12 protein-coding genes are annotated in these 15,380 nt (G+C 31.5%); 4 read left to right on the forward strand and 8 right to left on the reverse strand.

Annotated elements, in window-relative coordinates:
* Positions 1–12 precede the first annotated feature (12 nt).
* A complete protein-coding gene (locus tag AC28QF_RS10795) occupies positions 13–1,872 on the forward strand; it encodes an ABC-F family ATP-binding cassette domain-containing protein (protein WP_488201698.1) in 1,860 nt (619 codons plus the stop codon).
* 271 nt (positions 1,873–2,143) lie between these two features.
* Here the strand turns inward: AC28QF_RS10795 and AC28QF_RS10800 are convergent, their stop codons facing one another.
* The gene (locus AC28QF_RS10800) at positions 2,144–2,860 is read right to left on the reverse strand and encodes a 3'-5' exonuclease (protein WP_488201697.1); all 717 of its coding nucleotides are present in this window, start codon (positions 2,858–2,860) and stop codon (positions 2,144–2,146) included.
* Positions 2,861–3,040: 180 nt separating this feature from the next.
* Here AC28QF_RS10800 and AC28QF_RS10805 point away from each other — a divergent pair, with 180 nt between their 5' ends.
* Both AC28QF_RS10805 and AC28QF_RS10810 read left to right on the forward strand, forming a co-directional pair.
* Positions 3,041–3,736 carry a response regulator transcription factor gene (locus tag AC28QF_RS10805; RefSeq protein ID WP_488201696.1) on the forward strand — a complete coding sequence of 232 codons (696 nt, stop codon included), beginning with the start codon at positions 3,041–3,043 and terminating at the stop codon, positions 3,734–3,736.
* A 54-nt stretch (positions 3,737–3,790) separates the two neighbouring features.
* Positions 3,791–4,834: a sensor histidine kinase gene (locus tag AC28QF_RS10810; protein WP_488201695.1), complete on the forward strand. Its 1,044-nt coding sequence runs from the start codon at positions 3,791–3,793 to the stop codon at positions 4,832–4,834.
* A 166-nt stretch (positions 4,835–5,000) separates the two neighbouring features.
* Here the strand turns inward: AC28QF_RS10810 and purD are convergent, their stop codons facing one another.
* From purD to rnpA, 4 genes are all read right to left on the reverse strand, one after another.
* Positions 5,001–6,275, reverse strand: coding sequence for a phosphoribosylamine--glycine ligase (gene purD / locus AC28QF_RS10815; protein ID WP_488201694.1), 1,275 nt, complete (start codon positions 6,273–6,275; stop codon positions 5,001–5,003).
* Between the two features lie 155 nt (positions 6,276–6,430).
* Positions 6,431–8,110, reverse strand: coding sequence for a DUF6909 family protein (locus tag AC28QF_RS10820; protein WP_488201693.1), 1,680 nt, complete (start codon positions 8,108–8,110; stop codon positions 6,431–6,433).
* 42 nt (positions 8,111–8,152) lie between these two features.
* Positions 8,153–9,778 carry a S41 family peptidase gene (locus tag AC28QF_RS10825; RefSeq protein WP_488201692.1) on the reverse strand — a complete coding sequence of 542 codons (1,626 nt, stop codon included), beginning with the start codon at positions 9,776–9,778 and terminating at the stop codon, positions 8,153–8,155.
* Positions 9,768–10,151 carry a ribonuclease P protein component gene (gene rnpA / locus AC28QF_RS10830; protein ID WP_488201691.1) on the reverse strand — a complete coding sequence of 128 codons (384 nt, stop codon included), beginning with the start codon at positions 10,149–10,151 and terminating at the stop codon, positions 9,768–9,770. Before rnpA ends, AC28QF_RS10825 begins: the two co-directional genes overlap by 11 nt.
* Before the next feature lie 142 nt (positions 10,152–10,293).
* On the opposite strand from rnpA, the gene AC28QF_RS10835 reads away from it, so the two are divergent.
* The gene (locus AC28QF_RS10835; protein WP_488201690.1) at positions 10,294–11,472 is read left to right on the forward strand and encodes an acyl-CoA dehydrogenase family protein; all 1,179 of its coding nucleotides are present in this window, start codon (positions 10,294–10,296) and stop codon (positions 11,470–11,472) included.
* Positions 11,473–11,880: 408 nt separating this feature from the next.
* On the opposite strand, the gene AC28QF_RS10840 is transcribed toward AC28QF_RS10835, so the two are convergent.
* The 3 genes from AC28QF_RS10840 to glpK are packed head-to-tail and all read right to left on the reverse strand — an operon-like array spanning position 11,881 to position 15,041.
* The gene (locus AC28QF_RS10840; protein WP_488201689.1) at positions 11,881–12,969 is read right to left on the reverse strand and encodes an endonuclease/exonuclease/phosphatase family protein; all 1,089 of its coding nucleotides are present in this window, start codon (positions 12,967–12,969) and stop codon (positions 11,881–11,883) included.
* A gap of 38 nt (positions 12,970–13,007) precedes the next feature.
* Positions 13,008–13,550, reverse strand: coding sequence for a pyridoxamine 5'-phosphate oxidase family protein (locus AC28QF_RS10845; RefSeq protein ID WP_488201688.1), 543 nt, complete (start codon positions 13,548–13,550; stop codon positions 13,008–13,010).
* Between the two features lie 9 nt (positions 13,551–13,559).
* Positions 13,560–15,041 (reverse strand): glycerol kinase GlpK, encoded by a 1,482-nt coding sequence (glpK, locus tag AC28QF_RS10850; RefSeq protein ID WP_488201687.1) that lies wholly within the window; start codon positions 15,039–15,041, stop codon positions 13,560–13,562.
* Positions 15,042–15,380: the final 339 nt, after the last annotated feature.

The raw sequence follows: 15,380 nt of genomic DNA on the forward strand, positions 1-15,380 counted from the left end.
AAAATATAGAATATGAATTACCTATCGGTTGAAGGCATTGCAAAAGCTTACGGAGAAAAAGTATTATTTGAAGATATTTCTTTCGGAATCAATAAAGATCAAAAAATAGCTTTTGTTGCTAAAAACGGTAGTGGTAAAACCTCTATTTTAAATATTATAGCAGGAGTTGATGAATCTGATTCAGGACAAGTAGTTAGTCGAAAAGACATTGATATAGCTTATTTATCGCAAGCAGATAACTTAAATCCGGACTTAACGATAGAAGAAACTATTTTTTCTACAGATAACAAAGTTTTATCAGTAATAAAGCAATACGAAAAAGCAGTAGAAAATCCTGATAATGCAGATGCATTTCAAGAAGCTTTCGAGTTAATGGAGCAATACAATGCGTGGGATTTTGAAACGCAATACACACAAATATTATCGAAGTTAAAGTTAGATAACTTACAGTTAAAAGTAGGAAAGCTTTCTGGTGGACAAAAGAAACGTTTAGCACTTGCTATCGTATTGATAAAAAAGCCAGATTTATTAATTTTAGATGAACCTACCAATCATTTAGATTTAGAAATGATTGAATGGTTAGAAGCATTTTTCGCCAAAGAAAAAATAACCTTATTTATGGTTACGCACGACCGTTACTTTTTAGAACGTGTGTGTAATGAGATTATCGAATTAGATGAAGGTAAATTATATAAATACAAAGGTAATTACTCATATTACCTACAAAATAAAGAAGAACGTTTAGCACTGGAAGCTACCAATTTAGGAAAAGCTAAAAGTTTATTTAAAAAGGAATTAGATTGGATGCGCCGCCAACCAAAGGCACGTACTACCAAATCTAAATCTCGTATTGAAGATTTTAATCAAATTAAAGATAAAGCACACCAGCGACGTAACGAGCATGAAGTGCAGTTAGAAATTAACATGGAGCGTTTAGGAAGCAAAATTTTGGAGCTTCATAAAATGAAAAAATCGTTTGATGATAAAGTAATTTTAGATGGCTTTGATTATGTTTTTAAACGTGGCGAACGTATTGGTATTATAGGTAAAAATGGTACAGGTAAATCTTCTTTTTTAAATATGTTAACAGGAGCTATCGAATTAGATGGCGGGAAAGTAACTGTTGGTGAAACTGTTAAGTTTGGATATTACACCCAAAACGGAATTGAAATAAAACCAGGACAAAAAGTAATTGAAGTAGTTAAAGAATTCGGAGAATATATTCCGTTATCTAAAGGACGAAAAATATCTGCAAGTCAATTATTAGAGCGCTTTCTTTTTGATAAAAAAAAGCAATACGATTTTGTAGAAAAATTAAGTGGAGGAGAACAAAAGCGACTGTACTTATGTGCCGTTTTAATTCAGAATCCGAATTTCTTAATTTTAGATGAGCCTACCAACGATTTAGATGTTGTAACGCTAAATGTATTAGAAAATTTCTTATTAGATTATCCTGGTAACTTAATGGTGGTTTCTCACGACCGTTATTTTATGGATAAAATTGTAGATAACTTATTTGTGTTTAGAGGCGAAGGAGAAATTGAGAACTTTCCTGGTAATTACTCTGATTTTAGAGCTTATGAAGACTCTAAGGAGACAGAAGCTAAAGAAGTGAAAAAAGAGGTTGTAAAACCCGTTAAAACAGCTAAAAAAGTAGCTTTAAGTTTTGATGAGAAACGCGAATGGGGTTTACTTGAAAAAGATATTGAAAGATTGCAGAAGAAGAAAGAAGTTATTGAAGGTAAATTTAATAACGCCGAATTTTTACCCGAAGAAATTAATGATAAATCAATAGAGCTTCAGCAAATATCAGACGATTTAGAAACCAAAGAAGAACGCTGGTTAGAGCTTTCTATGAAAATAGAAGGGTAGTAGTCTTTTTTATAAGATTTATTATAAAAACTAGATGTAATTCTAAAGCTTAACAACAGCAGTTTCGGCGAGCATTGGTTTGTTTAAAAAACGTAACACTAATTGTATATAACAATCTAGGTTTTTAGAATGTCAGTTCGAGTAATTTTTGGTAAAAAATTGTATCGAGAACTCGTTATGTAGCAAAAACCCTATTCTCGATACAAATTTTACTCATTTCAATCGTAAGATTCACTCGAATTGTCAGCATTTTATAAAAATATATAATAACTTAAACCTTAACAATAGCTGTTTCAGCGAGCATTGGTTTATTTAAAAAGCGCAATACTAATTGCGCTACCGCCACGGTATCTCGTTCGCAATAGTCAACAATACGTTGTAAGTTTTTTTCTTTATAATACACGTTGGCTACTTCGCTACCATCAATATCTTGTTTGGGCGAAGGGATTCCTAAAATAGAGGTTAATAATTTTAACGAAGTATAGTGTTTGTAATCACCAAACTTCCAAAGTTCTAAAGTATCTAAATGCGGAACTTCCCATGGTTTTTTACCAAATAAATCTAGTTTTTTAGGTAAGTCAATTCTGTTGATAATCATTCGGCGTGCGATGTATGGAAAATCGAACTCTTTACCATTATGGGCGCATAATAAATGTTTGTTATGGTTAAAATGGTTGTCGAGTAATTTTTTAAAATCGGTTAAAATAACAGCTTCATCATCCGAAGAAAAAGAAGTAATTCTAAACTGCTCTGTTCCGTCATTTTGCACAAAGTAACCCACAGAAATACAGATTATTTTTCCGAATTCAGCCCAAATACCAGCACGATGATAAAAATCTTCAACATTAACTTCATCCTTTCGTTGATATTTCGTTTTTAAAGCATACAATTCTTGTTTTTCATCAGATAAATCAGAGAATAGTTCCACCTCAGGAACCGTTTCAATATCTAAAAATAAGATATCCTGCAAGTTAATTTTATCTAGCATTTTTTATTTCTTTTTTTAAAGATACAAAACCTCCTTATAAAAATAAAAATCAATTGCTTTTACATACGTTACTATTTAAGCAAAGGTTTATGAATGATTAAATGAATGTTAAGTTAAGCGGTAGCACACAAGATTTATAATATTATAGTTACTTTTGGGTAACACAATATAAAATGACCTATGAATACGAATGATGTTAAAATTTTACTCGTTGATGATGAGCCTGATATTTTAGAAATAGTAGGATATAACTTAAAATCAGAAGGGTATCAAGTTTTTACAGCCAACAACGGTGCAGAAGGAGTTAAATTGGCAAAAAAAGTAAGTCCGCATTTAATTTTATTAGATATAATGATGCCTCAGATGGATGGTATTGAAGCGTGTCAAAAAATAAGAAATATTAAATCGTTAGAAAATGTAATTATTTCTTTTTTAACAGCCCGTGGAGAAGATTACTCACAAATGGCAGGTTTTGATGCTGGCGCTGACGATTATATTACAAAACCCGTAAAACCAAAGATATTAGTTAGTAAAGTAAAATCTTTATTAAGACGCTTAAAAACAGCAGATGAAAAAGATGCTACAACAAGAGTTGGTAATATTGTTATAAACCGAGATGAATATGTGGTTTTTCAAGGTGATAAAAAGATTGCTTTACCACGAAAAGAATTCGAATTATTATCATTATTAACATCAAAGCCAGGCAAAGTATTTAAAAGAGAAGTAATTTTAGATAGTGTTTGGGGAAATGAAGTTGTAGTAGGAGGACGAACTATTGATGTTCATATTCGTAAGCTTCGAGAAAAAATAGGAGATGATTTCTTTAAGACGGTTAAAGGAGTTGGATATAAGTTTGTTTTAGAAGAAGAAAAATAATTAATAAACCAAAAAATTATATAGATTGCTTAGTAAGCAATCTATTTTTTTATAATGAAAAAAATTAAAAAAACATACCGATATGCCCTTTGGTCGGCACTATATTCTACTTCAATTTCTGTTGTAATAGCATTGCTGTCATACTTTCTTTTAATTAATTTATTAGGTATTGGCGCTGTTATTGTTTTCGGTATTGTAATGTTTGTTATTTCATTTTTTATCATTCAGTATAGAGCAGAGTATTTTATATATCAAAGAGTTAAAAAATTATATGAAAACATATCTATTCTAGATGTTAAAGATCTAGAGAGGAAAAATGTAACCACAGATGTCGAAGCACTAACTAACAGAGTACAAAAATATGTTGAAGAAAGAAGTGAAGAAATAGCTGTATTAACCCAAAGAGATACTTTTAGAAGAGATTTTTTAGGGAATGTAGCTCACGAGTTAAAAACCCCACTTTTTACAGTACAAGGTTACATTTTAACTTTAATTGAAGGTGCAGCTGAAGATGAAGAAATACGCACCAAATATTTAGCACGTGCAAATAAGGGAGTAGAAAGATTAACCTCTATTATTAAAGATTTAGACATGATTGCTAAGTTAGAAACAGAGGGAATGAAAATGAATATTGAAACCTTTAATATTCTAGAGCTTATTCAGAATGTTTTTGATCTTTTTGAAATGAAAGCAAAGAAGAGAAATATTACATTAATGTTTGATCGGATTTATGATTTTCCTCATTTTGTTAAAGGAGATGTAGAGCGTATAGAGCAGGTTTTAATTAATTTAGTAGTAAACTCTATAAAGTATGGTAAAGTAGGTGGCGTAACAAAAATTAGTATCGAAAGCTATAACCCTAATAAGTTTATTATTAAAATAATTGATAATGGTGAGGGAATTAAACAAGAGCATATTTCTCGTTTATTCGAACGTTTTTACAGAGTAGATCAAAGTCGTTCTCGTGAGCAAGGTGGTTCTGGTTTGGGCTTGTCTATCGTAAAACATATTATCGAAGCACACCACCAAACTATTTTGCTGAAAAGTGATTTTGGTAAAGGTTCTGAGTTTTCTTTTACTTTAGAAAAAGCAATGTAAAAAAGGTGTGTTTAAAAAACGTTATTACAAAATTCTTTTATTTCGAAGCGATCTTATAATCAATAACTTAAAATTGAAATATTCCTTCATTTTATTCGGAATGACGCGGGAAGTAAAATTTATAGTATAAAAAAAGGAGTTGATATATCAACTCCTTTTTTTATATTTATAGCAAATCGAATCCGATATCTTTTCGGTAATTCATACCTTCAAAAGATATTTTATCAATGCTCTTATAAGACTTTTTTAGCGCTTCTTCAATAGAATCACCAAAAGAAGTAACTGCCATAACCCTGCCTCCGTTAGAAACTACTTTTCCGTCTTTTTGGGTAGTTCCGGCATGAAAAACGATAGAATCATTTACCGATTCGAAACCAGTAATTTCTTTCCCTTTTTCATAAGCCTCAGGATAACCGCCAGCAACTAACATTACCGTTGTAGCTGTTTGAGAAGTAACTTCGTATGATTTTTCATGCAAAGTTTGATTTGCAACACCTTCAAATAAATCTAGCAAGTCAGATTTAATTCTTGGTAAAACAACCTCTGTTTCAGGATCTCCCATGCGCACATTGTATTCTACCACAGACGGATTTCCGTTGTCGTTCATCAATCCGATAAAAATAAATCCGCGATAATCAATTCCGTCTTTCTGCAAACCATCAATAGTTGGTTTTACGACTAAATCTTCTACTTTCTGTAAAAAAGTATCCGTAGCAAAAGGAACAGGAGAAATAGCGCCCATTCCGCCTGTATTTAAGCCAGCATCACCTTCACCAATACGTTTGTAATCTTTTGCAGATGGTAATATTTTATAATTTTTTCCGTCGGTTAAAACAAATACAGAAAGTTCAATTCCGTTTAAAAATTCTTCAATAACCACGGTAGATGAAGCATCTCCAAATTTTTCATTCGAAAGCATTTCTTCTAATTCAGATTTTGCTTCTGCTAAATCAGTTAAAATTAAAACTCCCTTACCTGCTGCCAATCCATCAGCTTTTAAAACGTATGGCGGTGCTAAAGTTTCTAAGAATTTTTTTCCTTGAGCTAAAGTTTCTGCTGTAAAAGATTCGTACTTTGCAGTAGGAATGTTGTGTTTTATCATAAATTGCTTCGAAAAATCTTTACTTCCTTCTAATAAAGCACCGTCTTTTTTAGGGCCAATTACAGGAATGTTTTTTAATTCGCTATCAGCTAAGAAGAAATCGTGAATACCGGCTACTAAAGGAGCTTCAGGGCCTACAACCACCATCGTAATGTTGTGTTGTAAAACAACCTCTTTTACGTTGTTAAAATCAGTAGGATTAATAGCAATATTTGTAGCTACTTTACTTGTCCCTGCATTACCAGGTGCTACAAAAAGATTTTTTGTTTTGTTACTTTCTGAAAGGCTTTTAGCAAATGCATGCTCTCTACCTCCAGATCCTAAAATTAAGATATTCATTGTTGTTGTGTTGTTGTGTTGTAATTGCAAATATAAAGTAAGAAAAAAGGCTACAGGCAAAACAATTCTCAAAAATCAGCTAAAAAACAAAAAAAGCCTTCTTTTTACTTAAAAGATGGCTTTTTTTAATTTATTTTTTGGCTGGCGCATCGCGACTAAAATATTTGCTCTAATATTTTTTGAGTAATAGCATAGGTTGGTGTTACTCCGCTCATGCCTAATCCTCCAGAAGCAAGTGTTGCACCTGTTTCTAACGGATTATCTGAAGCATAATATGCGTATCTTACTTTAATATCTTCTCGTACGTTACCTCTAATTTTAGAAGCAGACTGAATTGCTTTTTGATAATGCGCGCCTTCCATTTCTAAACCAATAACATTCCAGGTAGAATCGTGAAAGAATTTAAGTAAATCTTTATTTTGTAAAGAAGTTCCTAGTACACTCACCATTGCTCCATCAAAAACTTGTACACCAAAACCTTCTAGATCTTCTTTTGCTAATTCGTTTTTAAACGGATAATTATCAGCAGTACCTTCAAAAATATGTGAAGAAGGAATCATAATATCTCCTTTACCACCTTCTAAAATACCTGCTTTACCCATAATAGAAACCGAAAGAACATCTAAATGAATAGATTTATTTCCTGTTTTATAAGGCTTCAATAATTCATCCATTGTTTCATATGCCTGTTCTCCGAAAGCATAATCCATTACAATGATAACTGGTTTTTCACCAACAGAATTTACTTTTTCGTATGATGTTGTATCGAAATCGATTTTTTCAGTATCAATAATCTGAACATTGATATTGGTTCCTGAAGTATCTTTTAAATAGATTAATCCGTTTTCTGATGCGTAATTTTTAACAGCCTTTTGTAAAGGTTGGCTATTTACATTACTTAATACTTCAAAAAGCTCAAAGCCTTTATGCTTTTTCGTTTCTTTTGGTAAGGCGTTTTGTGCGTAAATACTATTCATAACACTGTGCATATTGGCACTAATAATATGAATAGGACGTTCTAGTAAATTATTATCTACAAGATTCTTTTTAATGTTATTTGCCCAGATTTCACCATAAAAATGATGTCCAATTTCTTCAATTAAAACAGAACTAAATTTTACAGAGCGTTTTTCTTCTAAAAGTGCTTCGTTTATAGCAAGTTTACCTAACCAGTAAATAAGGTGGAAAAAACGATTCGGATTTTCTTCAGTAGCAAACGTATTATAAGCATCGTAAACCTCGTCGTATGTTCTTCCTAAGATATTACCAAGGTGAACAACAATTACATCTTTTTCTTCGTCCGTAAGTGTTTTGTTATATAAAACAACTTCTTCTAAATGAACCCATTCTCTAATAAAACCTTCGCCATTATCAATAACAACGCGATCTTTAATTTTATGAGATTCTATAAATAAGAAAGTAAGGTGTGTAAGAATATCGTAAATTTCTGAACGACCACGCGTAATTTCAATATTCATTTGATCTTTATCGATACGGTAACAATTTCTTCTTCTTTTCGGAGGAACAATTGTTTTAAATTTAGAGTTTCTATAACCTTCATCAGCTGTAAGGTAAATGAACTGGCACTCTTCAATTCCTTCTGGTAATCGCTCTATAATATACACTAAACCGTTTAATTCGGTTTTGTCTTCAGCAATCGATCCGTAAATTTCAGGTCTTAATTGTAATAATGATTTACGTAATGTTTCTCCAGAAATACCCATTGGTTTATAAAAACCACGACTAAATAAATGACGCATAGAAATATATAATTTTTCTATGGCATTGGTAGATTCTTGGGCTCTGGTACGTTCTTTATGATTGGGTTTTGACATATTTGTTTTTAAAGCACAAATATACAAAATATGTTGTGGATACTATTTGGTTAAAATAGTATTATATTTTTTTTGATTTTTAAGTAAATCTACTGCTTTACTTATCGTTTCATCATTTTTAAGTTGATGTTTAAAAACGCCTTCTTTGTAAGTATATCGCTCTATAATTTCGTTTTGTATCTCTTTTGATAAAACATCTTCGTTTAACGCTATTTTACTAACTTTTTCTTCTTTTAATTTTTGAGAAATAGCATTATATTCTGGTAAAATAGTAACGTTATTTTTTACTGAAAGATATGCTGTTTTAAATAATTGCTCTTCTTTAGTAACGAAAACGGTGTCTTTGTTTAATAAATACTCTTTAAAGTTATTGAAATCGGTAGTTTTAAAAAGATAATTTTCAGTATTTAAATTGGGATTTTCATTTGTAAAATCGGTAGCAAAATTAAAAATAGCTCTCGATTTTAATAATTTTTTTGTTGCTGTATTTTTTTTAGAAAAGTCCATTTTAATATCGGGAGTAACACCGCCACCTTCATAAACAGTTCTCCCATTTCTTGTGGTAAATAAATTTACTGCTCCGTCAGAAAACTTCGGTACTTTACCTGTTTTAGCATCGCGATTAGCATAATCTAATTCCTGAATACAACGACCACTTGGTGTATAATATTTAGAAATAGTAGCTTTCATTTGTGTTCCGTAATTTAGCTTAAAATAACGTTGCACTAAACCTTTACCAAAAGAGCGTTCTCCCATAATTACAGCGCGATCGTAATCTTGTAAAGCACCAGAAACAATTTCTGAAGCAGATGCAGAACGACCGTTTATTAAAACAACAATAGGAATTTCAGTATCTAAAGGTTCTTGATTCGTTTTATAGGTTCTGCTATTTTTTTTAATTTTTCCTCGAGTATCAACTACTTTTAATCCTTTAGGGATAAATAAATTAGTAATATTTACAGCATCGAATAAAGAGCCACCTGGGTTACTGCGCAAATCGAAAACCAACTTTTTCATTCCCTTTTCTTTTAATTCGCTAAAAGCTTTAGAAACCTGTTGTGTTGCTTTCTGACTTGTAAATTGTGTTAAAATAATATAACCAGTTTCGGTATCAATCATATCGTAAAAAGGAACCGGATTTACAATAACCTTATCTAGTTTTAAGTTGATGTTTTTAGCAATATTGTTTCTAAGAATAACTAAAGAGAGCTCTTTATTAGGAGTTCCTTTTATCATTTGAGAATATTGACTTTTCTCTAATTCAACTAATTTTTGATCATTTACAGTGGTAATAATATCACCAGCTTTTAAACCTGCTTTATCTGCAGAAAAACCTTTGTAAACCTGGGCAATAACAATTCCTTTTTTTGTGTAAAAAGTAGTAATTCCGATGCCGCCATATTCCCCTTCACGGCGAATTCGTGCATCTTCCACTTCTTGTTCGTCGTAAAAATTAGTGTAAGGATCTAAACTTTTTAAAGTATTTTTTATGGCTTTATTAGTCAACTCACCAGGGTTAATTTCATCAATATAATTAATGTTTAACTCCTTAAATAAGTTGTTGTAAATCTCTATTTGCTTCGCTATTTCAAAAAAACGAGATTGAAAAGAGAATAATAATGAAATGATAATAAGAGCGCTAAAAAAAAGTACTTTTCTATTTTTCATCCTGGGTAGTTTCTGCTACAAAAAGTGTTAATAATTTCTGCATTTTACGCGCTATATCAGCATACTTCCATTCATCTCTTGCAATATAAGAAATCATAAATACATGGGGTTGATTTACAGCGTCATAAACAGTATGTTTTTCTTTTCTGTAGGTTTCTCGTAACAAACGTTTTATACGGTTTCTATCCACAGCGCTTTTAAAATTTCTTTTAGGTACAGAAACACCTACCTGAACAGGAAATTTAGAAGTATGTTCAGTTTGTACATAGACCATTCGAAGCGGAAAAACTTTTATAGATTTTCCTTCTTCGTATAGCTTTTCTATTAGCTTTTTGCTCTTTAATCGTTCTTGTTGTCCTAGCGTAAATCTCATCTATTACAAACATACATAAATCGATACTAAAAACCATTTTTTTGAGTATTTTTGAATCAATACTTTTAAATATAACTACTGTAATTAATTTTTTGATTCATCGATATTTACTCGCATTAGTAATTAACTTTAACACAAACCTATGAAAGCCGATTTATTTCAAGCACCAGATTATTATCAAACTGATGATTTGTTAACCGATGAACACAAACTTGTTAGAGATACTGCTCGTGAATGGGTAAAGAAAAATTTATCTCCAATAATAGAGGATGCAGCGCAAGAAGCAAAGTTTCCAATACAATTATTAGATGGTTTAGCTGAGGTTGGTGCTTTTGGGTCTTACATTCCAACGGAATATGGTGGCGGAGGATTAGATCAAATTTCTTACGGATTAATAATGCAAGAGTTAGAGCGTGGCGATAGTGGTATTCGCTCAACAGCATCGGTGCAATCTTCGTTAGTAATGGGTCCAATTTATAATTACGGTAACGAAGCACAGCGAAAAAAATATCTACCAAAATTAGCTTCCGGTGAATGGATGGGAAGCTTTGGTTTAACAGAACCTAATCATGGTAGTAATCCGGCAGGAATGGAAACTAAGTTTAAAGACATGGGAGATCATTATGTTTTAAACGGTGCAAAAATGTGGATTTCTAATGCGCCAATATGTGATGTTGCCGTGGTTTGGGCAAAGAATGAAGAGGGGCGTATTTATGGTTTATTAGTAGAAAGAGGTATGGAAGGTTTTTCTACACCCGAAACACACAATAAATGGTCGTTAAGAGCTTCAATTACAGGTGAGCTTATTTTTGATAATGTAAAAATCCCTAAAGAAAATTTATTACCGAATAAATCGGGATTAGGAGCACCTTTATTATGTTTAGATGCTGCTCGTTATGGTATTGCTTGGGGCGCTATTGGTGCTGCGATGGATTGCTACGATACTGCTTTGCGTTATGCCAAAGAACGTACACAATTTGGTAAGCCAATTGGTCAGTTTCAATTACAACAAAAGAAGTTAGCCGAAATGATTACCGAAATTACAAAGGCACAATTATTAACTTGGCGATTAGGTATTTTAAAAAATGAAGGACGCGCAACCTCGGCTCAAATATCTATGGCAAAGCGTAATAATGTTGATATGGCTATAAAAATAGCGAGAGAAGCAAGACAAGTTTTAGGTGCCATGGGAATATCAGGAGAATATTCTATTATGAGGCATTCTATGAATTTAGAAAGTGTAATTACCTATGAAGGAACACATGATGTTCACTTATTAATTACCGGTTTAGATATTACCGGTTTAAATGCTTTTAAATAAAAAGAAATATTCTGAATATTAAATCCCCCCCGAGAATTAAAACAGAACATCTCTCTTTAAAATAACTATTAAAATTATTGATACAAAGCATCATTCTTTTTTCTTACCACTATTTATAAGAATTAAAAGAGTTATAACTAAACCTAGACAAACAAGGCCAAAAATGGCAATCATAACGGTGCCGTTTGTCCAAGAAACTAAAGGAGTATTAACTAATTGTATCATAGTTGTTTGTATTTACTGCAAAAATAAACATAAGGTTTACTACAAAATATGATTTTTATCAGGTTTGATAAATATGTTATTAGAAAACGGTTTTTTTATTTTTTATTATCCTGAGATAATTCATGAAGCTTTAAAAAAAAGGAATTATAATTATATTATTTCTAATTTAATCAGACAAAAATATTATATAGATCGGTTGTCGCTATTTTCTTTTTTGCCGTTATAAATTAGTTTAGCTGTTTCTTTATCTTCTTCTTTTGTAGTTGTTTCAATAGTATTGTTGTTAATAGAAGAGTTTATATTAAAAACACAACAAATAGGAAAATGGTCAGAGCCTATATACCCTAAAAGACGTAATTCTTTTAAGACTAAAGTTGTTGTGTGAAAAACTAAATCTAGCGGAGCTCTAAAAAACCAATATTTAGCATGATAGGAAGCAAGAATTCCTCGACCATTTCTGCCATCAATTAAACCACTATTTTTACGAAATAAATCAGCAATTCTAGACCAAGATACAGTGTTAAAATCGCCAACAACAAGGGTTGGCTTATTAATAACTTTAACTCGTTTTGCAATACACATTAAATCACCATCGCGCTCTTTCGAGGTTTTTTCTTCGGTAGGACTTGGCGGCGGTGGATGTACACAAAAAATCACAAAACCTTCTCCGTTTTTTGTTTTAAAATGAGCCTCAATACTCGGAATGTCATTTGCAACAAAATAGTGTGTCTTTATTTCTTGAAAAGGAATTTTTGCATATAAATGCATTCCGTAGGTGTTTTCTAACGTTATTTTTTCGGTATAGGGATAATCGTTTTCTAGGCTGCGCATTTCAAGTTCCCAATCTTTATTACTTTCTATAGTAACAAAAAAATCAGGTTGTTCATTTCGGATAAAATCTTTAAACTTTTTAAACTGAGTATTAAACTGATAAATGTTAGCTGAAATAACTTTAAAGCTTTGTGAATCAGCAATACTTTTATTAGTAGATTTATAAAACTTTGTAAAACGAGCTAAAAGGTAAATGTTATAAGTAATTAAGACAATCTGAAATATTAAAACAAGCAAAAACCAATCACTTTTATCATAAAAAATAAAAAGACCAATACTTGCAATTACTTGAAGTATTAATAGTTGTATTTTAATAAATTCGGGAGCACGAAAAATCCAATGCTGATTTTTTATAAACGGCAGCAGGTTGAAAAAGATAAGCACTAGTGATAAAACTAGAAAAAACACATCCATTGCTAAGAATTTATACAAAGTTACCATAAAGACGACCTATTTCAATAATTAAATTGTAATTATGGTTATTTCTTAAATCTAGTATCTAATTCATCAATACTAGTTTGGTTTTTGTCTTCCCAGTATTGCTCAATTCCACCTTTTCCTATTTCATCTGCCCAATCTAATAGTTCGTTGCGTTCTTCTTTGTATTCATAAAAAGGTATTGACATGCCGCATGAGTTTTGTGCACTTTCTATAGTTACATCAAATATTTGTCGGGTTCCTGATAGTTTAGGAAATAGATTAATTAATTCATTCCAATTTGTATCATTTGGCAAAACTTCTTTTGCTTTTCCATACAAGCGTAAAATATTTGGAGCACCATCAAAAGCACAAAACATAATGGTTATTCTGCCGTTTTCTAATAAATGTGCTGAGGTTTCATTTCCGCTCCCTGTAACACTAAGCCAAGCAACACGATTTTCGTTTAATACCCGAAAAGAATCCATTCCTTTAGGAGAGAGGTTTATGCGTCCGTCTTTAGCAGCAGTTGCTACAAAAAATACTTTTTGTGCTTCAATAAATTTTTGAATTCTAGAGGTGATTTTATTATAAAATTTAGCCATAATATTTTTTTAATCTTCCCAATCTTTAGTGCGTTCAACAGCTTTTTGCCATTTAGTATATAATTTTTCTCTTTTTTCTGAAGAAAAAGTAGGAGTAAAGGTGTTATTAATTTTTCGTCTATTTAAAATATCTTCTTGTTTCCATAATCCAACACAAATACCGGCTAAATAAGCAGCACCCATAATGGTAGTTTCAATAATATCTGGTCGTTCAACTTTTGTGTTTAAAATATCTGCTTGAAATTGCATTAAGTAATCATTAGCGCAAGCACCGCCATCAACTTTTAAAGATGTTAATTTAACTTCACTATCTTTTTGCATTACCTCTAAAATATCTTTAGTTTGGTAGGCAAGTGAGTCTAAGGTTGCTTTTACTAAATGATTTTTGCCTGTATCTCTAGTTAATCCGAAGATAGCACCACGCGCATACATATCCCAATACGGAGCACCTAAACCAGCAAATGCAGGAACAACATATACAGGGTTTTCTTCTGTTATGCTTTTTGCTAAAGTTTCACTTTCATCAGCATTGCTAATAATTTGCAATCCGTCACGTAACCACTGAATTGCAGATCCAGCAACAAACACACTTCCTTCAAGAGCATAGTATATTTTATTATCAATTCCCCAGGCAATGGTCGTTAACAATCCGTTTTTAGAATATTCAAGGTTTTCACCGGTATTCATTAACATAAAACAGCCGGTACCGTAGGTGTTTTTAGCTTCACCTTTAGTAAAACAGGCTTGTCCGAAAAGCGCAGCTTGTTGGTCACCAGCAATTCCTGCAATCGGAATTTGATATCCATCTAATTCATAATCTCCAAAATGATGTGAAGAAGGTTTTACTTCAGGTAACATTTTAATAGGAATGTTGAGTTCTTTTAATAATTTTTTATCCCAGCATAAGTTTTTAATATCATACAGCATGGTGCGAGAAGCATTACTATAATCCGTGGCATGAATTTTACCGTTGGTTAAATTCCAAAGTAACCAAGTATCAATAGTTCCGAATAATAAATTTCCTTTATGGGCCTCTAATCTAGCACCTTCAACGTTGTTTAAAATCCAATTTATTTTAGTGGCAGAAAAATAACTATCTATAACTAAACCTGTAGTTTTACGCACATAGTCTTGTAAGTCTTTTTTCTTTAATTGTTCGCAAGTATTGGCTGTTCGTTTGTCTTGCCAAACAATAGCATTATATATAGGTTTACCGGTATTCTTATTCCAAACAACAGTAGTTTCACGTTGGTTGGTAATACCAATTCCAACAATTTCTGAAGGAAGAATTTTGCCTTTTTTAATAGCTTGTTTTAATGTGGCTAACTGAGTTTTTAAAATTTCTTCAGCATTGTGCTCTACCCAGCCAGAATGCGGAAAAATTTGTTTAAATTCTTGCTGATTTATTGCAATTATTTCTCCTGATTCGTTAATAATTACCGAACGAGAGCTCGTTGTACCTTGATCTAACGCAACAATGTATTTTACCATTTAAATTGTAATGAGTAGTTAAAGGAAGCAATTTACAATTTAAAATTTGGCAAATAAAAAACCTTCTTGATAATTTTATCAAGAAGGTTTTTATCCCATTTTTAATTACTACTAATGTTTTAAAGCATACCCAGCACCTTTACCTAGTTCAGATAAAGTTGATAAAAAGTCGTTTAAAATCACTGTAGTTTTTTTAAGTAAAAAAATCCCCATTTTTTTAAGTTTTAATTAATACCCCTTAATTTTGTTCAAAAGAACATTACAAATATATAATGCTTATTTTATTTTTTAAAGGGGATTTCCGCAAAAAAACATGTAATTATCCGCGTAAGTAATTGT

Source organism: Tenacibaculum sp. M1.3A (assembly GCF_057732375.1).